Origin of the sequence: Streptomyces sp. NBC_01689, assembly GCF_036250675.1 — a bacterium.
Lineage (GTDB): Bacteria > Actinomycetota > Actinomycetes > Streptomycetales > Streptomycetaceae > Streptomyces.
This window is the reverse complement of the sequence record NZ_CP109592.1, coordinates 2,204,170-2,229,042: the sequence shown is the minus strand read 5'-3', so window position 1 is coordinate 2,229,042 and position 24,873 is coordinate 2,204,170. Positions and strand designations below refer to the sequence as shown.

At 72.7% G+C, this 24,873-nt stretch carries 18 protein-coding genes; 11 read left to right on the top strand and 7 right to left on the bottom strand.

The features are described from left to right. Positions 1 to 97 precede the first annotated feature (97 nt). The 3 genes from OG776_RS09475 to OG776_RS09465 all read right to left on the bottom strand — a co-directional run bounded on the left by OG776_RS09475 (position 98) and on the right by OG776_RS09465 (position 2,016). Entirely contained in the window at positions 98 to 760 is a 663-nt protein-coding gene (locus tag OG776_RS09475; protein WP_329320079.1) for a class F sortase, read from the bottom strand. A 347-nt stretch (positions 761 to 1,107) separates the two neighbouring features. Continuing rightward, positions 1,108 to 1,872, bottom strand: coding sequence for a bestrophin-like domain (locus OG776_RS09470; protein WP_148009654.1), 765 nt, complete (start codon positions 1,870 to 1,872; stop codon positions 1,108 to 1,110). A gap of 15 nt (positions 1,873 to 1,887) precedes the next feature. Next, positions 1,888 to 2,016 (bottom strand): hypothetical protein, encoded by a 129-nt coding sequence (locus OG776_RS09465; RefSeq protein WP_261994579.1) that lies wholly within the window; start codon positions 2,014 to 2,016, stop codon positions 1,888 to 1,890. Positions 2,017 to 2,797: 781 nt separating this feature from the next. On the opposite strand from OG776_RS09465, the gene OG776_RS09460 reads away from it, so the two are divergent. The 6 genes from OG776_RS09460 to OG776_RS09435 all read left to right on the top strand — a co-directional run bounded on the left by OG776_RS09460 (position 2,798) and on the right by OG776_RS09435 (position 12,186). Beyond that, entirely contained in the window at positions 2,798 to 3,739 is a 942-nt protein-coding gene (locus OG776_RS09460) for an SCO0930 family lipoprotein (RefSeq protein WP_148009655.1), read from the top strand. A 460-nt stretch (positions 3,740 to 4,199) separates the two neighbouring features. Continuing rightward, the gene (locus tag OG776_RS09455) at positions 4,200 to 5,012 is read left to right on the top strand and encodes an SAM-dependent methyltransferase (RefSeq protein WP_148009656.1); all 813 of its coding nucleotides are present in this window, start codon (positions 4,200 to 4,202) and stop codon (positions 5,010 to 5,012) included. Beyond that, entirely contained in the window at positions 5,009 to 7,144 is a 2,136-nt protein-coding gene (locus tag OG776_RS09450) for a putative bifunctional diguanylate cyclase/phosphodiesterase (RefSeq protein ID WP_148009657.1), read from the top strand. Before OG776_RS09455 ends, OG776_RS09450 begins: the two co-directional genes overlap by 4 nt. A gap of 72 nt (positions 7,145 to 7,216) precedes the next feature. Then, positions 7,217 to 9,943 carry a helix-turn-helix transcriptional regulator gene (locus OG776_RS09445; RefSeq protein WP_148009658.1) on the top strand — a complete coding sequence of 909 codons (2,727 nt, stop codon included), beginning with the start codon at positions 7,217 to 7,219 and terminating at the stop codon, positions 9,941 to 9,943. A 520-nt stretch (positions 9,944 to 10,463) separates the two neighbouring features. After that, positions 10,464 to 11,288, top strand: a complete 825-nt coding sequence (locus tag OG776_RS09440; RefSeq protein WP_148009659.1) for an alpha/beta hydrolase — start codon at positions 10,464 to 10,466, stop codon at positions 11,286 to 11,288. Positions 11,289 to 11,406: 118 nt separating this feature from the next. Continuing rightward, positions 11,407 to 12,186: an oxidoreductase gene (locus tag OG776_RS09435; RefSeq protein WP_148009660.1), complete on the top strand. Its 780-nt coding sequence runs from the start codon at positions 11,407 to 11,409 to the stop codon at positions 12,184 to 12,186. 107 nt (positions 12,187 to 12,293) lie between these two features. Here OG776_RS09435 and OG776_RS09430 read toward each other — a convergent pair whose 3' ends face one another. Further along, complete coding sequence (locus OG776_RS09430; protein ID WP_148009661.1) at positions 12,294 to 13,175, bottom strand: LysR family transcriptional regulator; 882 nt, start codon at positions 13,173 to 13,175, stop codon at positions 12,294 to 12,296. Between the two features lie 120 nt (positions 13,176 to 13,295). Here OG776_RS09430 and OG776_RS09425 point away from each other — a divergent pair, with 120 nt between their 5' ends. The 5 genes from OG776_RS09425 to OG776_RS09405 all read left to right on the top strand — a co-directional run bounded on the left by OG776_RS09425 (position 13,296) and on the right by OG776_RS09405 (position 18,525). Then, positions 13,296 to 13,967, top strand: a complete 672-nt coding sequence (locus OG776_RS09425; protein WP_148009699.1) for a succinate dehydrogenase — start codon at positions 13,296 to 13,298, stop codon at positions 13,965 to 13,967. A 2-nt stretch (positions 13,968 to 13,969) separates the two neighbouring features. Then, on the top strand, positions 13,970 to 15,928 hold the full coding sequence (locus OG776_RS09420; protein ID WP_148009662.1) for a fumarate reductase/succinate dehydrogenase flavoprotein subunit: 1,959 nt from the start codon (positions 13,970 to 13,972) through the stop codon (positions 15,926 to 15,928). Further along, the gene (locus OG776_RS09415; RefSeq protein WP_148009663.1) at positions 15,925 to 16,674 is read left to right on the top strand and encodes a succinate dehydrogenase/fumarate reductase iron-sulfur subunit; all 750 of its coding nucleotides are present in this window, start codon (positions 15,925 to 15,927) and stop codon (positions 16,672 to 16,674) included. The genes OG776_RS09420 and OG776_RS09415 overlap by 4 nt, the downstream gene beginning before the upstream one ends. Positions 16,675 to 16,921: 247 nt before the next feature. Continuing rightward, positions 16,922 to 17,692 (top strand): GNAT family N-acetyltransferase, encoded by a 771-nt coding sequence (locus OG776_RS09410; RefSeq protein ID WP_148009664.1) that lies wholly within the window; start codon positions 16,922 to 16,924, stop codon positions 17,690 to 17,692. Then, positions 17,692 to 18,525 carry a lysophospholipid acyltransferase family protein gene (locus tag OG776_RS09405; RefSeq protein ID WP_148009665.1) on the top strand — a complete coding sequence of 278 codons (834 nt, stop codon included), beginning with the start codon at positions 17,692 to 17,694 and terminating at the stop codon, positions 18,523 to 18,525. Before OG776_RS09410 ends, OG776_RS09405 begins: the two co-directional genes overlap by 1 nt. Before the next feature lie 216 nt (positions 18,526 to 18,741). On the opposite strand, the gene OG776_RS09400 is transcribed toward OG776_RS09405, so the two are convergent. The 3 genes from OG776_RS09400 to OG776_RS09390 form a co-directional block, all read right to left on the bottom strand. Further along, positions 18,742 to 21,108, bottom strand: a complete 2,367-nt coding sequence (locus OG776_RS09400; RefSeq protein ID WP_148009666.1) for a glycosyl hydrolase family 95 catalytic domain-containing protein — start codon at positions 21,106 to 21,108, stop codon at positions 18,742 to 18,744. Positions 21,109 to 21,349: 241 nt separating this feature from the next. Continuing rightward, positions 21,350 to 23,740 (bottom strand): ATP-binding cassette domain-containing protein, encoded by a 2,391-nt coding sequence (locus OG776_RS09395; protein WP_148009667.1) that lies wholly within the window; start codon positions 23,738 to 23,740, stop codon positions 21,350 to 21,352. Between the two features lie 55 nt (positions 23,741 to 23,795). Further along, positions 23,796 to 24,812: an MsnO8 family LLM class oxidoreductase gene (locus OG776_RS09390; protein WP_148009700.1), complete on the bottom strand. Its 1,017-nt coding sequence runs from the start codon at positions 24,810 to 24,812 to the stop codon at positions 23,796 to 23,798. Positions 24,813 to 24,873: the final 61 nt, after the last annotated feature.

The window sequence follows — 24,873 nt, the reverse complement described above, 5'->3', positions numbered from 1 at the left end:
GTGCCGTCCCGTCCCGTCCCGTCCCGGCACCGGGCAGGACGAGGCGGCGCGCCCCGTGGACGGGCCCGGTGCCGGACGGCCGGAGGGCGCCCGGCGTTCAGCGGACGCCGGTGAGGCGGGCGAACACGACGACGTTGCCGTCGTAGCCGTGCTCCTTGGAGAAACCTCCTCCGCAGGTGATGACGCGCAGTTCAGGGGTCCCCCTGTCGCCGTACACGCGGTCGCCGGGGAAGGCGCTCTTCCGGAACACCTGGATGTCGTAGACCTCGAAGACGGCGGTCCTGCCGTCCTTGCGCAGGACCTCGACGCTGTTGCCCTTCCTGAGGGCCCCGAGTCCGTAGAAGACGGCCGGGCCCCGCGCGTTGTCCACGTGGCCCACGACGACGGAGGTGCCCTTCTCGCCGGGCGAGACCGCGCCCGTGAACCACCCCGTGAGATTCGGGTCCTCGGGGGGCGGCGCGCCGACCCAGCCGTTCGTGTCGAGACCGACCGGCACGGCCGGCGCGTCGACCCGGATCGCCGGGATCCGTACCCGGTCCACCACGGCGTACGGCAGCGGGGCGGGCGCCTTGGCGCGCACGGCCGCGGGGGTCCGCGCGTCCGCCGCCGCGGCCGACGCGGGCTGCGGAGGACCCGCGTCGAACTCGCCGGATCCGTTGCGGATCAGTGCGAGACCGGTCAGCAGGACCAGTGCCATCACGCCCCAGGGAACCCGCCTCCTCTGCCGCTCCTCCTCTTCGGACCACGCGGACGAAGACATTCGCCATCCCTTCTCGACACGGCCGTCACCGCGTCCGTCGCGCATTCGAGAAAGCCTGGTGGAGCATGCCCGGCGGCCGACGGGCACGGGCGGGCGGACGGCGGTGCGCCCGTGCGGTGCGCCGTCCGAGGTGCCGGGTGCAGGATATTTCCGTCAGATCATGACCTGCGGCAATATCTGATTATGTGCAAGTCGGTTGGCGTGTCTTCCTGCCGGGACGGACCATGCGCGCAATGCGCCGCCGATCGCGATCGGCGGCGGAGGCACGCGCGCGGCCGGGGGACGGGCACGTGTGTCGCCCGTCCCCCGGCCGCGCGGTCGCTATCGGGGTCCCTCGTGCGGTCCCGTCACCCGGGGAGGTGCGGGAACAGCGTCGTGAACGGCTCGGCCGAGGCCGCGATGCCCCGGCTGTAGGGCGCGTCGAAGTCCCAGATCAGGAAGAGCAGGAAGGCGATCAGGGCCGAGAAGAGCCCGGCCAGGATCAACTCCCTCCGGGTGCGCCGGATCTGCAGCGCGAAGACCATCCCGATCGTGACGACGGCACCGGTGATCAGACCGAACCACACCACGCCCGGCATGGTCGCGCCGGTCGACTCCGCCCGTGAGTTGCGCGCGGTGTCCGCCGCGGTCACCTGGTCGACGAGCGGCTGGTAGGCCTGGGCCTCGAAGTCCGTCTTCGGCTGGTAGTCGGTGACGTCCTGACGGATGCGGTCGAAGAGCCGCCCGCCCTCGGCCGTCACACGACCGTGTTCCGCCATCGTCTTCCACTCGGTGGTGACGACATGTCCGACGTACGCGTTGACGTCGCCGCGGATGCGGTCCCGTGCCTCCGGCGGGTAGACCCGGACCCGCTCCGAGATCTCGTGCAGGGCCTGGGCCTCGGTCTGCACATGGTCCTGGGCGGCACTGCGGGCCTCCCAGACGCCGGCGATGGCCAGCCCCAGGACGATGGCGTAGACCACGCCGATCATCATGGTCATGTACTCGATCACGTCCGGGGTCTCGGACGGATCCTCGTCCTCCGGGGCACGCCGGTTGCGCAGCAGCGCCACGACGAGGACCACGAGGCACGCGGCCGCCATCGCGAGGACGAGAACAAGCCAATCCGACAAAGTTGCCTCCAAGGGTCAGCGCGGACGCAGCGCCGCGACGGCGAGCACCGCGGGCACGGTGACGAGCAGGGTGAGCGAGACCAGGGACGGTCCGCTGCGGACCGCGTGCTTGTGCGCCGGGGCGCGGTACACCGGGTAGCTCACCGGGGTGGGCGACGGCTGGGGACGGGCCCGGTGCGTCGGCGTGGGCGTGGGTGTCGGAGCGGGCGGTGGCGGTGGTGGCGGCGTCGGCCTCGGCGGCGGTGCCACGACGACGGGCCGCGGGGCCGGCGCGGGGGGCGGTGGGGGAGGAGGCGGTGGTGTCGGCCGCGGCCTCGGCGGTGGGGGCGGGGGCGGAGGGGGCGGCGGGGGTGTCGGCTTCGGCGGAGGTGTCGGGGTGGGCGTGGGGGTGGGTGGCGCCGGGCTGACGGTGCAGAGCCCGTCGCCGGCGATCGCCACCGCCTCCGTGCCGTCCGGCCCGACGGAGGCGTACGCGCAGGCGTCCGCGACCGCGGACGGGACCGGCGCACCGCCGAGGACCCAGGCCAGCGTCAGCAGCGCCAGAACCCGTATGACGAGGGCGGACGAGGTCCGCTGTGGTGCATGCACGTCGGAGATCATGAGGCGTGCCGGCGCCACGCACGCCGGAGTGGCGGGGTATTGCCCCGAACGGAGGACTTGTGGACCGGGGCGGTTTGACGGCGGCGCCGGGCAGGCAGGCCGGCCGGGCGCAGATGTACGAGAAGAAGCGAACGGATGGGCGAGCGATCAGGTGTGCGGGGGCCGGGTGGACGGCCGTCCGGGGCTCCGGTGCCGGAGGGTGTCACAGCGTTCCGAAAGTTTTTTGTGAGCCGGTTGAACACAACGCCCGCCCCCGGCCGTACCTAGGGCCATGCGCGGTGCTGCACGGCGCCGCAACCCTTATGTGAACGGTGGGAGTTACCCAATGAAGACCTCCTGGCGGAGCGCCTCACTCGTAGCGACAGCTGCGGCCGTGCTGGCGCTCACGACGGCGTGCGGTCAGGATTCGGGCACCCAGTCGACGGGCAGCCAGAACGTGGGCGCCGCCGCGGCTGCCAACGGATACGGCCAGACCGGCAGCACCGCGAGCCCGAACGGCTACGGCGCCGACCAGCAGGGTGCGGCGGCCCAGGCGGAGTCCGCGGGGCAGCTCGCCGTCGCGGAGAGCGCGACGCTCGGCAAGGTGCTGACCGACAGCGCCGGATTCACCCTCTACCGCTTCGAGAAGGACACCGCCCAGCCGCCGAAGTCGAACTGTGACGGCGACTGCGCGAAGGCCTGGCCCGCCGTTCCCGCCGACGGCGCCACGGCCGCCACCGGGGTGGACAAGGCACTGCTCGGCGAGGTCACCCGTGCGGACGGCACCAAGCAGCTGACCATCGCCGGCTGGCCGATGTACCGGTACGCCAAGGACACCAAGGCCGGCGACGTCAACGGCCAGGGCGTCGGCGGCATCTGGTACGCCTCCGCCCCCGACGGCAAGAAGGCCACGCTGGCCGCCCTGCCGGGCCTGTCGACCCGCAAGGACCCCAAGCTCGGTGAGATCGTCGTCGACAAGAACGGCATGACGGTCTACCGCTTCATGAAGGACCAGGCCTGGCCGGTCTCGAAGTCCGCCTGTGTCGGCGCCTGCCTGGAGAAGTGGCCCGTCGTCGCGCCGGTCAAGGCCGCCGACACCAAGGGCGTCCAGAAGAAGGGCCTGATGGGCTTCACCCGCCCGGACGGCGCCAAGCAGATGACCGTCAACTGCTGGCCCATCTACACCTTCTCCGGTGACACCAAGGCCGGGGACACCAACGGCCAGGGCGTGGGCGGCACGTGGTACGCCGTCGCCCCCGACGGGAAGCCGGTCGGCGCGCCGAAGTAGCCGATCGCCTCCCCTCGGCCCGGTCGTCCCGTCGCGGAGGGACGAACGCGGAACGGCGAACGGGTCGGAACCGGCGGGAACGCCGGACGAACAGAACAACGCGCGCGACCACGGTCCGCCCCCTCCGCACGGAGGGGGCGGACCGTTCGCTGTGCGCGCCCGCATCGGCCGCGGCCCGGACGGGGGAAATTTTCCACACCGGGGACAGTCGCCGCCGGGCCGGGCATGACGACGCTTCGTGACTCCCGGGAACTTTTTGGAACGCTTCGCATCGGTTTCGCGGTGACACGCGTCGGCGTGTCCGAAGGCTCCGCACCGCGGTGGATTCGGCACATGCCGTAGGCAGTCCCGGTGAACGGACGGTCAATTTCCGTTTTGACTCGCCCGTTTGGCGGGCGATCAGTAGCCTCAGCTCGAACACCGGATCGCCTGAGCCGTCGACTACGCCTTGGAGAGATAGATGGAGCGTCCCGCCTGGGCCCCACGCAGCATTGACATCTCGGTGCCGAGCGTGTCCCGCATCTACGACTACTACCTGGGCGGTTCGCACAACTTCGAGGTCGACCGGGAAGCGGCCCGCAAGGCGATGGAGTTCCTGCCCGGACTGCCCAAGATCATGCAGGCGAACCGGGCGTTCATGCGCCGTGCCGTGCGCTTCGCGGCGGACGAGGGCATCTCGCAGTTCCTCGACATCGGCTCCGGCATCCCGACCTTCGGCAACGTCCACGAGGTCGCGCGGGCGGCCCGCCCCGGAGCCCATGTCGTGTACGTCGACCACGACCCGGTCGCCGTCGCGCACAGCCAGGCCGTCCTGCGGGACGTCGACGACACCGACGTGGTCGCCGCCGATCTGCTCAAGCCCCAGGAGATCCTGGCCAGCGCCGAGGTCCAGCGGCTGATCGACCTGAACCGGCCGGTCGCCCTGCTGCTCGTTGCCATACTTCACTTCGTGGAGGACGCGGACGACCCGTACGCTGCGGTGGCCGAACTGCGCGACGCGCTCGCGCCGGGAAGCCTGCTCGTCGTCACGCACGCCTCGTACGAGGGAATCCCGCTCCCGGCCGAGCGGACCGAGGGCGCGGTCGACGTGTACAAGAACATTCGCAACCCGCTGATCATGCGTTCGCGCGAGGAGATCGCGCGGTTCTTCGAGGGGTACGACATGGTGGAACCCGGACTGGTGCCGATGCCGATCTGGCGGCCCGACACCGCGCCCGAGGACGAGGATCCCTATTCCTTCTCCGGGTTCGCGGGCGTGGGGCGCACGGCGTGACCGCGGAACCGGACGGGCCGGAGGACAGACTCCGCAGGTTCGCGACGATCTGGAGCCGCGCGGTCTTCCCGGTCACCTCGACGTCACTGACCCGTCCCGAGTTCGAGCAGCAACTCATCCCGCTCGCACGGCGGTTGAGCGAGGCGCTGCGAGCCAGGACCTTCCAGGCGGCCGAGGGGCAGGCGGTGGGGGCCGCGATCGTCTCCGCGCACTGCACCGATCCCGAGGCGCTGAGCCGCACCCTCGACTGCGTGGACGCCTATCTGGTGCTCTACTGCGGCGAGGACGGACCGCAGGAGGCCCTGCGCACCCGCTCGGCACGGCTGCAGCACGCCATGGCCGCCGGATTCGCGCAGGCGCTGCGGGAGCGGACCCTCAGCGAGCAGGAGGCCATCTACCAGGCCGCGTTGAACGCACGCAGCACGGTGGCCGAGGCACTGCACGCCAGTGAGGCACGCTTCCGCGCGGTCTTCGAGGGCGCGGCCATAGGCATCGCCATCGCCGACCTCGAAGGCAACATCCTGCAGGCCAACGGAGCCCTGCTTCGGATGTTCGGCGGCTCCGAACAGACCATGCGCGGCCGTCGCGTCCCCGAGTGGACCCACCCCGACGACGCGCCCCAAGTCTGGAAGCTCTACGAGGAGTTGGTCAGCGGCGAGCGGGAGCACTACCACGTCGAAAAGGCCTTCTACCGGCCCGACGGCACCGCCCTGTGGACCAACCTGACGGTGTCCCTGCTGCGCGACGCGGACGGTGAACCGCAGTACCAGCTCGCCCTCATGGAGGACACCACCGAGCGCCGGCTGCTCAATCTGCGGCTGCGCTACGAGGCCACCCACGACGCCCTCACCGGACTGCCCAACCGGACCCTCTTCTTCGAACGCCTGGAGAAGGCGCTCTCCGCGGGCGACGACCAGCGGTTCGGTCTGTGCTACCTCGACCTCGACGGCTTCAAGACCATCAACGACAGCCTCGGACACGCGGCAGGCGACCGGCTCCTCGTCGAGGTCGCCGACCGGCTCCAGTCCTGCGCGACCGCACCGGGCGAGATGGTCGCCCGGCTCGGCGGCGACGAGTTCGTGGCCCTCACCATCGGCCCCGACACCGAGCGCGAGGTCGACGAGCTGGCCGGACGCATCATGAACGCCCTGGTCACCCCGATCAGCATCGACGGACGTGAACTGGCCGTACGCGGGAGCATCGGCATCGTCGAGGGACCGGCGGGCGAACGCGGCCCCGCGGAGGTGCTGCGCAGCGCCGACATCACGATGTACCGCGCCAAGTCCGCGGGCGGCAACCGCTTCGAGCTCGCCGACCCCGAGGCAGACGCCCGCGCCATCACCCGGCACGGGCTCACCACGGCGCTCCCGGCGGCCCTCGACCGGGGCGAGTTCTTCATCGAGTACCAGCCGCTGGTGCACCTCGCCGACGGCAGCGTGCACGGCGCGGAGGCGCTGGTGCGCTGGCTGCATCCGCAGCACGGCGTCCTCGGACCCGACCAGTTCATCCCGCTCGCCGAGCACACCGGACTGATCGTGCCGCTCGGCCGCTGGGTCCTGGAACAGTCGGTGCGGCAGGCCCGCAGGTGGCAGGCGCGGCACGCCGGGGCCGGCCCCCTGCGGATCAACGTCAACCTGTCGCCGTGCCAGCTCACCCACCCGGGCCTCGTCCAGGACACCGTGGACATCCTGGAGCGCGAGGGGCTCGACGCCGGCGCCCTGTGCCTCGAGGTCACGGAGTCCGCGCTGATCGGCGCCGACGACGACCTCCTCAAGCCGCTGCGCCGGCTCGCCGAGATGGGAGTGGACATCGCCCTCGACGACTTCGGCACCGGCTACTCGAACCTCGCCAACCTGCGCCGACTGCCCGTGAGCATCCTCAAGCTGGACCGCTCGTTCACCCAGGGCATGCAGCAGTTCCCCGCGGACCCCGTCGATCTCAAGATCGTCGAGGGCATCGTCTCGCTCGCCCACAGCCTCGATCTCGCGGTCACGGTCGAGGGCGTCGAGACCGGCGCGCAGGCCGAACAGCTGCGGATACTGGGCTGCGACACCGCCCAGGGCTGGTACTACGCCCGCCCCGGCCCGCCGGAGCGCCTGCATGACCTGGCCCTGGTCGACGCCACCGGCTGAGGCTTCGTACGCGGGGTGGTCTCCTGGACAGGAGACCACCGGGCGGCCCGGCGCGAGAGCGGGAGGCAGGGCATGGCGGACGAACAGCCGATCGTCGGCCGGGAGACGGAGCTGGCCGAGCTGTCCGCGCTGGCCGCGTCCCCCGACGGACGGGCCCTGCTGCTGCGGGGCGAGGCCGGCGTCGGCAAGAGCGTCCTGCTGGACGCGGCCGCGGCGCGCTCCCTCGCCCTCGGACACCGGGTCGTCCGCGCGGCCGGCGTCGAGGCCGAGTCGGAGCTTCCCTTCGCGGGCCTGCACCAGCTCCTGCACCCGCTGCTCCCGCAGGCCGCCGGCCTCGACCGGGTCACCCGAGCGGCCTTCGACACCGTCTTCGGGCGTACGACGGGTGAGGCGCCCTCGGTGATGACGCTGGGCGTCGCCGTACTCGACCTGTTCGCCCTGGTGTCCGGCGACAGCCCGCTGCTGGTCGTCGTGGACGACGCCCACTGGTTCGACGCGCAGAGCGCCGAGGTGGGCCGGTTCATCGCCCGCCGGCTGTCCGCGCATGCCGTATCCATGGCCGTCGGGGTACGGGCGGACCTCCCGTCGGCGTGGGACGCGGCGGGGCTGCCCGAGCTGACGGTCCCGGCCCTGGACCCCCGGGCGGCCGCCCGGCTGCTCGACGCGCACGCCCCGGACCTCTCGACGGCCGCCCGCCACCAGGTCCTCGAACAGGCCCGGGGCAACCCGCTCGCCCTGCTGGAGCTCCCGCGCGCCCTGCGCGAGGGCACCGCCCACGGCGCCGGGCCCAGTGAGCTGCCCCTGTCCCGGCGCCTCGAACAGCTCTACGGCGACCGGATCAGGACGCTCGCCGCCGCCGAGCGCACCGAACTGCTGCGCGCGGCCCTCGACGGCACCGGCGCGGCACCGTCATCGGCCGACCGCGCCCGCCACCGGCTCAGGGCGGTGGACGGCGCCCTGGCCGCCGGACTGCTGACCGTGGACGCCGTCACCGGCGACCCCGTCTTCCGCCACCCGCTGGTCCGCTCGGCCCTGCTGCAGTCCGCCACCCCGAACGAGCGGCGCGCCGCCCACGCGGAACTCGCCCGGCTGCACCACGCGGACATCGAACGCCACGCCGCCCATCTCGCGGCCGCCACCGTCGACCCCGACGAGGCCGTCGCCGCCGTCCTGGAGCGCGCCGCCCGCTCGGCCACGGCCCGCGGCGCGGCGGCGTCCGCCGTCGCCCTGCTGACCCGCGCCGCCGAACTGAGCCCCGCCGCCGGACCGCGCTCTCGCCGCCTCGGTGACGCGGCCTACGTGGCCGCCCAGTCCGCGCTGCTCGACCAGGCACAGGAACTGCGGGAGGTCTCCGACCGGCTGGCCGGAACCCACCGGTCGCCCACCGCCGTGATCACCTCGGCGTACGCGTCGCTCTACCGGGACGGCGACGTCCGCTCCGCGCACCGCCGGGTCGCCGCCGCGCTCGGGTCGCTGCCCCCGGACGGCGACCCGGAGACCCGTACCCGGCTGCTCAACCTGCTGCTCGCCATCAGCCTGTTCGCCGCCGACCCCGCCCTGTGGACGGTGACCGACGCCCTGGCGGACGAGGTCCCCGGCACGTCGTCCACCGCCCTCTACCGTGACGCGTTCGGGGACCTCGCGCGGCGCGGCGCGGGCGCGCGCGAACGGGTCCAGGACGCGTTCGCCCGGCTGGGCGAGGAACAGCCCTGGGACGTCATGCGGCTGGGCGTCGCGGCGTACTACCTCGACGCGCTCGGTGACCAGCGTCCGCTGGTCCGCCGGGTCGCCGACCGGGAGGCGGACAGCGGGGCGGTCACCAACGCGATGACCCTGCTGCAACTGGTCATGCTGGACCAGATCAACAGCGGCGACTGGGACGCCGCCGAGCGCACCGGCCTGCGCGGCCTGGACCTCACCGCCGTCCACGGCTACGCGCTGTTTGCGCAGCAGTACCACGGCTTCCTCGGACTCGTCGCGGCCTGGCGGGGCGACCTGGAGGCGGCCACGGCGGCACTGAACCGCCTCGACCGGTGGGCCCGGCCGCGCGGCGTCGGCTACCTCACCCAGCTCGCCGAGGCCATCGGCACCGCCGCGCACCTCACCGCGGGCGACTTCGAGGGCGCGTACTCCTACGCGAGCGGTCTCGCCGCGCCCGGCACGTTCACGCCGTACTCGCAGCAGGCCCTGCGCACCCTGCTGGACCTGGTCGAGTCGGCCGTGCACACCGGCCGCACCGCACAGGCCCGTGCGCACGCCGTGGCCGCCCGCGACCAGGGGCTGCCCGCGATCTCGCCGCACCTCGGCTTCCTCACCGCCGCCGCCCTGGCGATGACCGAGGACGACACGCGGGCCAGGGAGGCGTTCGAGCGGGCGGTGGCGCACCCCGCCGGGGCGGAGTACCCCTTCGAGCTGGCCAGGGTGCGGCTCGCCCAGGGCATGTGGCTGCGCAGGGCCCGGGAACGGGCGGCCGCGCGGACGGTCCTCGCGCAGGCGGCCGAGGCCTTCGACCGGCTCGGCGCGGTGCCCTGGGCCCAGCGGGCCCGGGCCGAACTGCGGGCCGCCGGCGCCGCGGCGGCACGGGGCGCCGACGGTCCGGCCGCGGCGCTCACCGCGCAGGAGCGGCAGATCGCCGAACTCGCGGCGAGCGGTCTGAGCAACAAGGAGATCGGCGCCCGGCTCTTCCTCTCGCCGCGCACGGTCGGGGCGCACCTCTACCGGGTGTTCCCGAAGCTCGGGATCTCCTCCCGGGCCTCGCTGCGCGACGCGCTGGCGGGGAACTCCACCGAGGGCGGATGACCTTCGGCCGGGACATCCGTCCGGGGACTCCGTCACCGGTTCACCGGCGATCCGGTCCACTGCCGATCCGTTCCACCGACGATCCTGTCCCCCGACGGGGCACGGAGCCGGCCGGTCACGGCGTGTGTCGGACGCCGGCGCGTGTCGGAGCGGGCGGGGTGGCGCCTGTCGGAGGGAGGCAGCGGTTGTCGGGGAGGTGGGGTGGCGCGTGTCGGAGGCCGGCGGCGCGTGTCGCAGGGAGTGGCGCGTGTCCGAGGAGGGCGGTGGAGGCCGCCGGTTTCGTCACCCGGTCCCGGGGCCGGCGGACGATCGCGGCGGACGGCCGGTGACGACGGCGGCCGGTGACGACGGCCGCCGGCGGCGCGCTGTCCGCGCCCGGCGACGGGGGCGGTGGCCGGCGGCCGCGGCTGTCGGTCGCCCACCACAGTCATTCGACCGATGCGGCGCCCCCGACCGCCGGGGGAGTGTGGACCCGTCGCGCCGCCCCCGGAGGCGGCCCCGAGGAGTCCAGGAGAAGGCCATGCCCGACCCGCGCACCCCCGTCGTTCTCATCCACGGCCTCTGGCTGCACGCCACCTCGTGGCAGCCCTGGGCCGACCTGGCCGACGAGCACGGATACGAGCCGCTGGCCCCCGGCTGGCCCGGCGAGGCCGCCACCGTCGCCGAGGCCCGCCGTCGCCCCGAGGCCGTCGCGGGACTGGGGATCGACGAGGTCACCGAGCACTACGCGGGAATCATCCGCGGCCTGGACCGTCCGCCGGTGCTCATCGGGCACTCCTTCGGGGGCCTGATCGCGCAGAAGCTGCTCGGCGCGGGTCTCGGCCGGGCCGCGGTCGCCATCGATCCCGCCCAGATCAAGGGCGTCAAGGCGCTGCCCCCGGTGCAGCTGCGCGCGGGGCTCCCCGTCCTGGGCAACCCCGCGAACCGCGGCCGCGCGGTCTCCCTGACCGCCGCGCAGTTCCGCTACGGCTTCGGCAACGCGCTGGAGCGGGGCGAGTCCGACGACCTGTACGAGCGGCTCACCATCCCCTCGCCGGGACGGCCGCTGTTCCAGGCGGCGTTCGCCAACTTCGCGCGACGCTCCCCGGCGGCGGTGGCCACCGGCAACGCGGACCGCGGGCCGCTGCTGCTGATCTCCGGCCAGGCCGACCGCACCGTCCCCGACGTGGTGACCCGCTCCGCGTACAAGCTGTACGGCGACTCACCGGCGGTCACCGAGCTCAAGCAGTTCCCCGACCGCGGCCACTCCCTGGTCGTCGACCACGGCTGGCGCGTGGTGGCCGACCACGTCCTGCGGTGGCTGGCCTGCCAGGGGATACCGGGCCGGGACACCCGTCACCCCTGACCACACCGGAGCGGCGGGCGGGCCGCCTCCGCACGAGTCCCCCCATCCACCCACCGACTTACCCACGCCATCCCAGAAGCCCCTCGAACCGGGCCTCACAGCACAGGAGTTGAAAAGAATGAGCACGGAACTTCAGGGCCGGACCGCCGTCGTCACCGGTGCCAGCAAGGGCATCGGACTGGCCGTCGTCCAGGCGCTGGCCGGCGCGGGCGCGACGGTCGTCGCCGGGTCCCGCACCACGACGGAGGCGCTGGACGCGCTGGTCAAGGAGGGGTCGGTCACCTGGGTGCCCGTCGACCTCGCCGAACCCGGGGCCGCCGAGCGGCTGGTCGCGGCGGCCGGTGAGCGCCTCGACATCCTCGTCAACAACGTCGGTGCCGCCCCGGCCCGCACCGGCGGATTCCTCTCGGTCACCGACGAGGACTGGCAGCGCACCGTCGATCTGAACCTGCTGACCGCGGTACGGGTGACCCGGGCCGCCCTGCCGGTGATGCTGGCCGCCGGCCAGGGCTCCGTGGTGACGGTCGCGTCCGTCAACGCCACCCTGCCCGATCCCCTGGTGATCGACTACAGCGCGGGCAAGGCGGCGCTGGTCGCCTTCTCCAAGGCGCTGTCGAAGGAGGTGGGGCCCAAGGGCATCCGGGTCAACACCGTCAGCCCGGGCCCGGTGGAGACCGAGCTGTGGCTCGGCGGCGGGGGAGTCGCCGAGACCGTCTCGGCCGCCGCCGGGGTCACCCCGGACGACGTGATCGCCCAGGTGTCCGGTGCCACCGTCACCGGCCGCTTCTCCCAGTCGTCCGAGGTCGCCGAAGTCGTGCTCTTCCTCGCCGGTGACCGGGCGCCCAACGTCACGGGAAGCGACTTCGTGATCGACGGTGGCTTCATCCCCACCCGCTGACACCCCGTACCTCTGTCCCCACCCGGCACGACCCCACGCGCCCCGGCCCTCCGGTCGGGGCGCCCGCCGGTCCGGAAGGACCGGCGCACCCACCGGCGGGGGCCGGCTCAGCGCTCCAGCAGCATCCGCTGGAGTTCCCGGGCGGCCCGCGGCGGCGCCACGTCACTGCGGTGCGCGAGGGCGATCGTCCGGTGCAGTCCGGGCGGGGCCAGTGGGGTGACCCGCAGGCCCCGCCCCGACCGCGTCGCGACCATGCGCGGGACGACGGCGACACCCAGACCCGAGCGGACGAAGCCGAGGACGGCGTCCATCTCGCCGCCCTCCACCGCGAAGTCCGGCTCGAAGCCCTCGGCGCGGCAGGCGGCCACGGTCAGTTCCCGCAGGTCGTAGCCGTGCCGGAACATGACCATGCGTTCGCCCTCCAGATCGGGGATCCGGACCGTACGGCCCCCGCCGGGCGCGGGCCGCTCCGGCGAGGACACCACCACCAGGTCCTCGCGCAGCAGCTCCACCGTGGTCAGCGCCGGTGAGGGGGTGGGCAGCGGGAGCACGACCAGGGCGAGGTCGAGAGCACCGCGGGCGAGCTCCCGGACGAGGTCGTGGGAGCCGCCCTCCTCGATCAGCAGCCGGATGCCGGGGTAGCGGTCGTGGAAGGCGCGCAGCACGTCGGGCAGCAGGCCCGTGCACACGCTCGGCGTGGCGCCGAGACGGATCCGGCCGCTGCGCAGCTGGGCCAGCTCCTGCACCTCGTGCCGGGCCGTGTCCGCGTCGGCGAGGATACGGCGGGCCAGCGGCAGCAGCGCCTCGCCCGCGTCGGTCAGCGTGATGTTGCCGCGCGCCCGCAGGAAGAGATCCGCCCCCAACTCCCGCTCCAGCGACTTGATCTGCTGGGAGAGGGACGGCTGCGCGACATGGACCAGCTCGGCGGCCCGGGTGAAGTGGCGGGTCTCGGCGACCGCCACGAAGTACTGGAGTTGCTGGAACTGCACCCCACCACGATAGGTCACCCCTATCGAAACGAGCCACACCATGTCTTGGACCGATCGGCTCCGGGCGGCCTAGCGTGCTGAGTCATGGCACTGGCAACGCGGACGGACCGACGACCGTCCATCACCCGCACCGTGTGGGACAGCTCGCTCGGGAAGAAGACCGTGATGGCGGTGAGCGGCCTGATCATGCTGCTCTACCTGGTCGTCCACATGCTCGGCAACCTGAAGATCTTCTTCGGGGCGGGCGACTTCAACCACTACGCGCACTGGCTCCGCACCATCGGAGAACCGTTCCTGCACTACGAGTGGGCCCTCTGGATCATCCGCGTGGTCCTGGTCCTCGCCGTGGTCGCGCACGCCACCGCCGCCTACCAGCTCAGCCGCCGCGACATCCGGGCGCGCCCCAGCCGGTACGTCCACACGAAGCCCCGGTCGAGCTACGCCACCCGCACCATGCGCTGGGGCGGCGTCATCCTCGGCCTCTTCATCGTCTGGCACCTCCTCGACCTGACGACCGGCACCGTGCACTCCGGCGGTTTCCAGTCCGGACACCCCTACCAGAACGTCGTCGACACCTTCTCGACCTGGTACGGCGACGTGATCTACATCGTCGCCATGCTCGCGCTCGGCCTGCACATCCGGCACGGCTTCTGGAGCGCGGCACAGACCCTGGGCGCCGGCAGCCGCACCCGCGACCGCGCCCTCAAGACCGTCGCCAACGTCCTCGCGCTGGTGCTGACCGCGGGCTTCATCGCCGTACCCGTGGCCGTGATGACCGGAGTGGTGAGCTGAACATGACCGCATCGTCCGCATACACCGACTACACGACCGGTGAGCCCGTCGTCGACGGCAAGGCACCGCAGGGCCCGGTCAACGAGCGCTGGGACACCCGCCGTTTCGAGGCCAGACTGGTCAACCCCGCCAACCGCCGCAAACACCGGGTGATCGTCGTCGGCACCGGCCTGGCGGGCGGCTCCGCCGGCGCCACGCTCGCCGAACAGGGCTACCACGTCGTCCAGTTCTGCTACCAGGACTCGCCCCGCCGGGCCCACTCGATCGCCGCCCAGGGCGGCATCAACGCGGCCAAGAACTACCGCAACGACGGCGACTCCGTGCACCGGCTGTTCTACGACACCGTCAAGGGCGGCGACTTCAGGGCCCGGGAGTCCAACGTCCACCGGCTCGCGCAGATCTCCGTCGAGATCATCGACCAGTGCGTCGCCCAGGGCGTGCCCTTCGCCCGTGAGTACGGCGGCCTGCTCGACACCCGCTCCTTCGGCGGCGTCCAGGTCTCCCGCACGTTCTACGCGCGTGGCCAGACGGGCCAGCAACTGCTGCTCGGCGCCTACCAGGCACTGTCCCGGCAGATCGCCGCCGGCACCGTCGAGATGCACCCCCGCACCGAGATGCTCGACCTGATCGTGGTCGACGGCCGCGCTCGCGGGATCGTGGCCCGCGACCTGGTCACCGGCCGCGTCGAGACGTACTACGCCGACGCGGTGGTCCTGGCCAGCGGCGGCTACGGCAACGTCTTCTACCTCTCGACGAACGCCATGAACTCCAACGCCACCGCGGTCTGGCGGGCCCACCGGCGCGGCGCCTACTTCGCCAACCCCTGCTTCACCCAGATCCACCCCACCTGCATCCCGCGCACCGGCGACCACCAGTCCAAGCTGACGCTGATGAGCGAGTCGCTCCGCAACGACGGCCGCATCTGGGTCCCGAAGGCCGCCGGCGACACCCGCCCGCCGAACGAGATCCCCGAGGACGAGCGCGACTACTACCTGGAGCGCATCTACCCGTCCTTCGGCAACCTGGTCCCCCGCGACATCGCCTCCCGCGCCGCGAAGAACGTCTGCGACGAGGGCAGGGGAGTGGGCCCCGGCGGGCAGGGCGTCTACCTTGACTTCGCCGACGCCATCGGGCGCATGGGCAAGGCGAAGGTCGAGGAGAAGTACGGCAACCTCTTCGACATGTACGCCCGGATCACCGCCGAGGACCCGTACACCGTCCCGATGCGGATCTACCCGGCCGTGCATTACACGATGGGCGGACTCTGGGTCGACTACGACCTCCAGACCACCGTCCCCGGCCTGTTCGCGATCGGCGAGGCCAACTTCTCCGACCACGGGGCCAACCGCCTCGGTGCCTCGGCCCTGATGCAGGGCCTCGCCGACGGCTACTTCGTCCTGCCGTCCACCATCAACGACTACCTCGCGCGCAACCCGCACCACGAGGAGGTCACCGACGAACACCCCGCCGTCCAGGAGGTGCTGGCGGAGACCGAGGACCGGCTGCGGCTGCTCCTCGCCGTCGACGGCGACCGCACCCCCGACTCCTTCCACCGCGAAGTCGGCGAACTCATGTGGGAGTTCTGCGGCATGGCCCGCACCGAGACGGGACTGCGCAAGGCGCTGGAGCGGATCCCGCAGATCCGCGAGGAGTTCTGGCGGCGCGTCAAGGTCCCCGGTACGGGCGAGGAGTTCAACCAGTCGCTGGAGAAGGCCAACCGTGTCGTCGACTACCTGGAGCTCGCCGAGCTCATGTGTCTCGACGCGCTGCACCGGGCCGAGTCCTGCGGCGGCCACTTCCGCGAGGAGTCCCAGACCCCGGACGGCGAGGCGGAGCGCCGGGACGAGGAGTTCTCGTACGCGGCCGCCTGGGAGTTCACCGACACCGGTGCCGCACCCGTCCTGCACAAAGAAGACCTGGTCTTCGAGTACGTCCACCCCACCCAGCGGAGCTACGCATGAAGCTCACCCTGCGCGTCTGGCGCCAGAAGAACGCCGACGCCGACGGAGCGATGTCCACGTACGAAGTGGACGGCATCTCGGCCGACATGTCCTTCCTGGAGATGCTCGACACCCTCAACGAGGAACTCATCCTCAGGGGCGAGGACCCGGTCGCCTTCGACCACGACTGCCGCGAGGGCATCTGCGGCGCGTGCTCGCTCGTCATCAACGGCGACGCCCACGGCCCGGAACGCACCACCTCCTGCCAGCTGCACATGCGTTCCTTCCAGGACGGCGACACCATCGACGTCGAGCCCTGGCGCGCCGCCGCCTTCCCCGTCGTGAAGGACCTCGTGGTCGACCGGTCGGCCTTCGACCGGATCATCCAGGCCGGCGGCTACATCACCGCGCCGACCGGTGCCGCGCCCGAGGCCCATGCCACGCCGGTGCCGAAACCGGACGCCGACCTCGCCTTCGAGCACGCCGAGTGCATCGGCTGCGGGGCGTGCGTCGCGGCCTGCCCGAACGGCGCGGCGATGCTCTTCACCTCAGCGAAGATCAACCACCTGAACGTGCTGCCGCAGGGAGCGCCCGAGCGCGAGACCCGGGTGCTCGACATGGTGGCCCAGATGGACGAGGAGGGCTTCGGCGGCTGCACCCTGGCCGGCGAGTGCGCCACGGCCTGCCCCAAGGGCATCCCGTTGGTCTCCATCACCAGCATGAACAAGGAGTGGCTGCGCGCCACCCGCAAGGCCGGACGGCGCTGACGCCGGGGGCACTTGTTCACAGAGCGTTCGCCGGACGGGTGCGGACGGGCGGGGCCGGGAGTGGTGCTCATCCCCGGCCCCGTCTCGCACAGGGGGGGGCAGCCCCTGGCATTCAACATCCCCACATCCCGGCTCCGGGCACAGGTCACGCGCACGCCAACCGGTATCGGAAGAACAGGAGCGCGCGGACCGCACCGAAACGGTCCGCCGCCGCACCGCCGACCCGGCCCGTGACCAGGAGAGTGCCATGACCGGCGTTTCCACCCTCGACAGCCCCCCGCAGCCGCTGGCCCCCACCCGCTACACCGTCTCCCTCGCCCGCTCGGAGGAGGACGTCCGCGCCGCCCAGCGGCTGCGCCACGACGTCTTCGCGGGAGAGATGGGCGCCCTGCTCACCACTCCGCAGCCGGGCCTCGACATCGACTCCTTCGACGCGTACTGCGACCACCTGCTGGTCCGCGACACGCAGACGGACCAGGTGGTCGGCACCTACCGGCTGCTGCCGCCGGACCGCGCGGCGGTCGCCGGCCGGCTCTACTCGGAGAGCGAGTTCGACCTCGGCCCGCTCGACGCGATCCGCCCCGGGCTCGTCGAGGTCGGCCGTTCCTGTGTGCACCCCGACCACCGCGACGGCGCGGTCATCGGCCTCATCTGGGCCGGCATCGCCCGCTACATGGTCGACGGCGGCCACGAGTGGCTCGCGGGCTGCTGCTCGATCCCCCTCGCCGACGGCGGCACGCTCGCCGCGGGCACCTGGGACCGGGTCCGGGCCAAGTACCTCGCGCCCGACGAGTACCGGGTACGGCCGCGGCTGCCCTGGTCCGCGGAGGGCGTCGCCCGCCCCTCCCGCACCGAGCTGCCCCCGCTGCTGCGCGGCTACCTCCGGCTCGGCGCGTGGGTCTGCGCCGAGCCCGCGCACGACCCGGACTTCGGGGTCGCCGACCTGTACGTGCTGCTGTCGATGCGCCGGGTCGACCCGCGCTATCTGCGGCACTTCCTCTCGCTCGTCCCGGCCTGATGGCGCTCACCGGCGCCGGGGTGGGGAGCGTCTGGCTGCCCGGCGCGCCCTGCACCCCGGGGATCTGCGTGGAAGGCACGGGGTCGGTCACGGCCGTACCCCGGGCCGTGCTGCGGCTCACCGCGGTCCTCGCCCTGCTCGTCGTCGGTGTCGCGCTCTGCCCGGTCGGCGGACGGATCCCGTCCCGGGCGGTGCGGGTCTGGGCGCGCTGCGTCGCCAGGGCGGCGGGCGTCCGGGTCCGGATCACCGGTGCCGCGGCACCCGGCGGCGGTCTGCTGATGGTCGCCAACCACATCTCGTGGCTGGACATCCCGCTGCTCGCCGCGGTCCGGCCGGCGAGGATGCTCGCCAAGTCCGAGATCCGGCAGTGGCCGGTCGCGGGGCCGCTTGCGGCGCGCGGCGGAGTCCTGTTCATCGAACGCGACCGGCTCCGGGCCCTGCCGGACACGGTCGCGCGGATCGCCGGTCTGCTGCGCGACGGTGCCGCCGTCGTCGCCTTCCCTGAGGGCAGCACCTGGTGCGGCAGGGCGCAGGGGCCCTTCCGGCGGGCCGTCTTCCAGGCCGCGCTGGACGCGCGGGTGCCGGTCCAGCCGGTGCGCCTGCACTACCGGTTCGCCCGGGGAGCGGCGAGCACCGCGCCCGCCTTCGTCGGCGACGACTCCCTGCTCGCGTCGCTGTGGCGGGTGGTCTCGGCGCGCGGGCTGGTCGCGGAGGTCGAGGTACGTCCCGCGCTCGCCCCGGGCAGCCACGCCGACCGTCGGGAACTGGCCAGGGCGGCACAGGGGGACCCGCGCCCCGGAGCGGCCCTCGCCCCGACGCCGCTCCATGTCTGACGCACCGTCATGGACCAGGGTGAGCGCCCCGGCAGGCACCAGGGGGCGTGCGGTCCGGCGAGGAACCCCGGGGACGGGCCCCTGAGCGAAGCGCCCGTCCCCCGCGAGGCGGTCGCCCCCCGCCGGCTGAGCCGTCCGGGGCCGCCGCCGTCCCAAACGGCCGGAAGGGGCGGGAGCTTCGCGCGGTGCCCGGCCGCGGGCCGGGCGGGCGGCGGGTCAGGGGATCCGCACGGTCACGGACTTCCCGGGTTCCAGGGCGATCTGCCGACGGAACCGGCCGGCCCGCAGCTCCGTGCGGGTGCCGCCGACGCTGCGGACGGTGGCCGTGGTCGCCTTGCCGTCGCGCCAGGAGAAGTCCACCTCGAAGCCGCCCCGGGCGCCGATTCCGGTGACGGAACCCTTCTTCGCCCAGGCCCGCGGCAACGCGGGCAGCAGTTCGACGACCCCCGGCCGTGAATAGAGGATCATCTCCAGGGCGGCGGTCGGGCCGCCGAGGTTCGCGTCGATCTGGAAGATGGTGTAACTGCCCTGGCTGTACATGTCGAACCAGTTGGCCGAGGTGCCGTTGCCGTTGTTCATCGACGGCCGCAGGACGGTGAGATACAGCTGGTAGGCCTTCTCGGCGTCCTTCAGCCGTGACCAGCACAGCGACCGCCAGGCGCAGGCCCAGCCGAAGCTGTCCATGCCACGCGCGGTGAGCAGCTTGCGTACGCCGTCGACGAGTTCGGGAGGGCTGGTGTCGGCGGCGATCCGGTCGCCGGGATAGAACCCGATGAGGGGCGACAGATGGCGATGGGTGGTCTCCCCGAGGTTGTCCGGGCTCATCCACTCCTCGAGCCAGCCGCTCTTCGGGCTGACCCGGGGGAGATAGAGCCGGTCCCGCATTCCGTCGAGCTCCGAGGCCAGCTTCTCGTCGCGGTCCAGGACGCGGGCCGCGGTCGTGAACTCGCCGAAGAGCTCCCAGGCCAGTTCCTGCGCGTACGTGTTGCCCTTGCCGTCCGGTCCGTGCTCCGGCGACCAGGAGGTGTCGTCGACGAGGACCTCGCGCGAGGATCCGTCCGGGTCGGTGACCGTGGTCGTGAGGAGCCGCGCCTGCCAGAACTCCGCGGCTCCCTTGAGGACGGGGTAGATGGTCTGCAGGTAGCCGCGGTCCTGGGTGTACTCGTAGTGGCGCCACAGGGAGTTGCAGAGCCAGGCGTTGCCCGAGGGGTGCCAGGCCCAGCCGCTGCCGCCGTGGATGTTGGTCGAGAAGGCGACGGCCCAGCCCGCGATCTTCCCGGTGGTGTTGCGGAACCGGTTGTCGGGGCTGTTGAAGAGCCGGCGGGTGACGTCCGTCCAGACGGGCAGTTGGGACAGGCAGTACCGGGCCAGGGCCTCCGCGTTCTCGCCGAGTCCGGCCGGGTCGGCCAGCCAGTAGTTCATCTGGACGTTGATGTCCGTGTGGTAATCGGCGTACCAGTCCGGGTTGTTGTTGTGGATCCACAGACCCTGGAGGTTCATGGGCAGCCAGTCCCTGGAACCCGTGATGGTCAGGTAACGGCCGTACTGCACGTAGGCCGCCTCCAGTTCCGGGTCGGGGGTGGAGGCGTCGGTGTGCCGGACGGCGATGCGTGACCAGGAGTCCAGCGACCTTTGCACCGTGGAGGAGGTGCCCAGGTCGAGGGAGAAGCGGTCGTAGAGGCGCCGGTAGTCGGTCACGTGCGTGGCGAGCAGAGCGGCGCCGGGGACCGCGGCCGCCGCGGAGACCTTGGCACGGGCGACGGCGAGCGGGTCGGTGCCCGGCTCGCGGAAGTCCTTGCCCGCGTCGGCCGAGTAGTCGGTGCCCGCGCACACGACGATCAGCAGTTCCCGGCACCCCGAGAAGGACAGCTTGTCGCCGTCCGCGCGGACGGTGCCCGTGTCACTCACCGCGCGCACCGAGGCCGCGTACCGCAGGCCGTTCTTGAGGGTGCCGGCGAACGAGAGCCGGTGGTCGGCGTACGAGGTGGACTCGCCGTGGGTGCCCTCCAGGGAGACGGTGCCGGTGTGGCGCCCGCCTCCGGTGAGTCTGATGACCACGACGTCGTCCGGATGGCTGGCGTAGACCTCCCGGCGGAAAGTGGCTCCCTTGTGCCGGTAGGCCGCGGAGACGACGCCGTTGCTCAGGTCGAGGCTGCGTCGGTAGTCGCTGATGGTGTCGGGCGTGTGGTCGGGCAGCGTGACGCGGAGCTTGGCCAGCAGACCGAAGCTGCCGAAGTCGTCCGCTCCATAGGGTAGTTGGCCGTCATCGGTGGGAGTGTCGTTGCGCCCACCGGTCCAGAACGAGCCGTCGGTGAGGTACAGGAAGTCGTCCGCCGGGTCGCAGCCGACCAGGGCGCCCAGCCGGCCGTTGCCCAGGGGCAGGGCCTCCTGGATGACGCGTGACTCATCGGCGGGCGTCCGGTACCAGAGGGTGGTCGCCTCGGCCTGCGGAACGAGGGGCGCGTGGTCCGGACGCGCGGGGGCGGCGTGCGCGGCGAACGGCGGCAGGCCGCCGAAGACGGCGAGACCGCCACCGGCGGCCCCGGTGAAGCGGAGGAAGTCACGACGAGAGGAAAAGGGCACGGCACAGGGTCCCTTCAGCGGGAGGCGCGCAAGATTAATTCATAAAATATGAGCCACCTCTTCGGCGCGTCAACGGGTGTGCTCGTCATTGCTCCTACCTATCCGGGCCTCTTCCGGGCGCAAAGTAGGGCCGGTGCCCGTGAAACGCCCGTAATTCCTCCGATGAAAACGGTCCGGGCGGAGCACCGGGCCGCCCTGGGCGATGAGTGGCCAGGCGAGCGACGGACGGACCCGTGAACCCCTATCCGTCCCGGCCGGGGCGGCCCCGCCGGTGTGCGTCCCGGCCCGCCGCCGTGGCGAGAGCCCGGGCGAGATAGGGGGCCGTCGCGCTTCCCGTCGCTCTCGCGACCTCGGCGGGCGGCCCCGCGGCCACGATCCGGCCGCCGGCCTCTCCGCCGCCCGGACCGAGGTCGATCACCCAGTCGGCGGCCGCGACCACCGCCATGGTGTGCTCGACGACCACGACCGTGTGACCCGCGCCGACCAGTCCGTGCAACTGGCGCGTCAGCACCTCGACATCGGCCGGATGGAGCCCGGCCGTCGGCTCGTCGAGGAGGTAGAGCGTGTGCCCCCGGCGAAGCCGCTGCAGTTCGCCGGCGAGCTTGATGCGCTGGGCCTCACCGCCGGACAGCTCGGTCGCGGGCTGGCCGAGCCGCAGATAGCCGAGGCCCACGTCGAGAAGCGTGCCGAGGCTGCGGACCGCGGCCGGGGTGCCGTCGAAGAACTCCGCCGCGGTCTCCACGGTCATGTCCAGCACCTGCGCGATGTTCCGCCCGCGGTGGGTCACTTCGAGCGTCTCGGGGTTGTAGCGGGCCCCGCCGCAGTCCGGGCACGGCGCGTACGTGCTCGGCAGGAAGAGCAGTTCCACGCTCACGAACCCCTCGCCCTGGCAGGTCTCGCAACGGCCACCGGGGACGTTGAAGGAGAAGCGCCCGACGCCGTACTTCCGCTCGCGGGCCGCCCCGGTCCCGGCGAACACCTTGCGCACCACGTCGAAGAGCCCCGTGTACGTGGCGAGATTGGAGCGTGGGGTGCGGCCGATGGGCCGTTGATCGACCGAGACGAGCCTGCCGACGCCCTCCAGTTCCTCCGTCACCTCGCCGATGAGCGTCGACTTGCCGGATCCGGATACGCCCGTCACGGCGGTGAACACGCCGAGCGGGATCTCCGCGGTCACCCCTCGCAGGTTGTGCCGGTGCACCGGGCCCACCTTCAACCAGCCTCGCGGGGAACGGACTTCCCGTGCCCGGACGGGTGGCGGGCCGAAGAGGAAGCGGGCCGTGGCCGACTCCTCGACCCCCGCCAGCTCCGCCACCGGACCGCTGTGCAGCACCCGGCCGCCGTGCTCGCCCGCCCGCGGACCGACATCGACGAGCCAGTCCGCGGCGCGCACGACGTCGAGGTGGTGCTCCACCACGAACACCGAGTTGCCCGCCGACTTGAGCCGGTCCAGGACGGTGAGCAGGGCCTCCGTGTCGGCCGGGTGCAGACCGGCGGACGGCTCGTCGAGGACGTAGACCACTCCGAACAGACCGGACCGCAACTGGGTGGCCAGCCGCAGCCGTTGCAGTTCCCCCGCGGAGAGGGTCGGAGTGGCGCGGTCGAGGCTGAGATACCCGAGGCCGAGTTCGACGACGGGGGCGATGCGCGCCCTCAGGTCGTCCGTGAGCACCCGGGCGGTCTCCCCCTCGGGGCGCAGCGTCCCCGCCAGCTCGGTCAGCGGCAGCGCGGCCAGCTCGGCGATCGTCCGCCCGGCGAAGGTCACCGCCAGCGCCTCGGGACGCAGCCTGCCGCCACCGCACACGGGGCACGGGGCGCTGGTGAGGAACCGCTCGGCGCGAGCCCGCAGCGGCGCGCTCTTCGAGTCCGAGAAGGTCTTCATGACATAGCGCCGGGCACTCATGTAGGTGCCCTGATAGGGGCGTTGGATCCGCTTCGCGTCCCGCACCGGATGCACGGTGACGACCGGCTGCTCGTCCGTGAACAGGATCCACTCCCGTTCCCCGGCGGGCAGTTCGCGCCAGGGACGGTCCACGTCGTGGCCCAGCGCGTCGAGCACGTCTCGCAGGTTCTTGCCCTGCCAGGCGCCCGGCCAGGCGGCGATCGCGCCCTCGCGGACGGAGAGCGCGGGATCGGGGACCAGCAACTCCTCGCTCGTGGTGTGGACCCGGCCGAGGCCGTGGCACTCCGGGCAGGCTCCGGCCGCCGTGTTCGGCGAGAAGGCGTCCGAGTCGAGGCGTTCGGCGCCGGCCGGGTAGTCGCCGGCGCGGGAGAACAGCATCCGCAGGGAGTTGGAGAGGTGGGTGACCGTGCCGACGGACGAGCGCGAGGTCGGCGCCGAACGGCGCTGCTGGAGCGAGACGGCGGGCGGCAGCCCGGTGATGTCCCCGACCTTCGGCGCCCCGACCTGGTGGATCAGTCGCCGCGCGTACGGTGCGACCGACTCGAAGTAGCGCCGCTGGGCCTCCGCGTAGATCGTCCCGAACGCCAGCGAGGACTTGCCCGAGCCCGAGACGCCGCTGAAGACGGCCAGGACGTCCCGCGGGATGTCGACGTCCACGCCGCGCAGGTTGTGCTCACGGGCGTTCCGCACCCGGACGTAGGGGTCGTGGGGGGTCTGCGGATCGGACATCGACGGGACTCCAGAGGCGGTCTGCGAGGTGAGGGGCGGACGAGGAAGGGGTGAATCATGTCATTCCCGTACCAGGGTTCTCGGGTGCGGTGAGTCCCGCGACCCGGGCGAGCCCGCGGAAGGAGTCCAGCAGGGCCTCGCGGTCGTAGGTGCTCGTCGTGACGAGCACCTCCTGCGCACCCGTCTCCCGGAGCACCGCCGTGAGTTCCTCGGCGACCCGCTCCTCGGTTCCCGCGAGCCGGCCGGTGAGTCCGGACTCGTAGAGCTCCCGCTCCTTGCCGGTCATCACCCGGCCCTCGACGCGCTCGGCGGGCGGCAGCGGCGGGAAGGTGCCGTGGGTGCGCGCGTACGCCATCGACCAGGCCTCCGGGATCAGCAGCCGGCGCGCCTCCCTCGGCGTCGCGGCGACCGCGACCGTGCCGGAGACGACGACGTACGGCTCGCGCGCCCACTCGGACGGGCGGAACGCCGCGCGGTAGCGGTCGATCCCCCGCCGCATCCTCTCCCGGTCGGCGAGGTCACCGATGACGAGCGGGAGGCCCGCACGCGCGGCGATGTCCGCGCCCTCGCCCAGCGCGAGCACGAAGGGCGGCACCGTCAGCCCCTCGGTGGGACGCGCGTGCACCCCGGTCGGGGACGTGCCGCGGAACCAGCCCAGCAGTTCGTCGAGCTGGGCCGCGAAGTCGGCGGTATCCGCCGCGTCCTTGTCCCGGCCCAGCGCCCTGCGCACCCCGGTCGTGAACCCGACGGAGCGGCCGAGGCCCATGTCGATCCGGCCGGGAAAGAGCGCCTCCAGGACGCCGAACTGCTCCGCCACGACCAGTGGTCGGTGGTTCGGCAGCATCACTCCACCGGTGCCGACCCGGATCGTCCGGGTGGCGGCGGCGACCGCGGCGGCCAGCACCGTGGGGGCGGACCCGGCGACACCGGGCACCCCGTGGTGTTCCGAGACCCAGAACCGGTGGTAGCCGAGCCGCTCCAGCTCCTGCGCCAGGCCCACGCTGTCGCGCAGCGCCTCGGCGTCGTCATGGCCCTCGCGGGTGCGGGAGCGGTCGAGGACGGAGAAGCGCACGCCCGCCCCGGCCGGCCCCTCCTGCCGCGGGGAACCCGCCCGCTCCCGGCCGTGCGGCGGT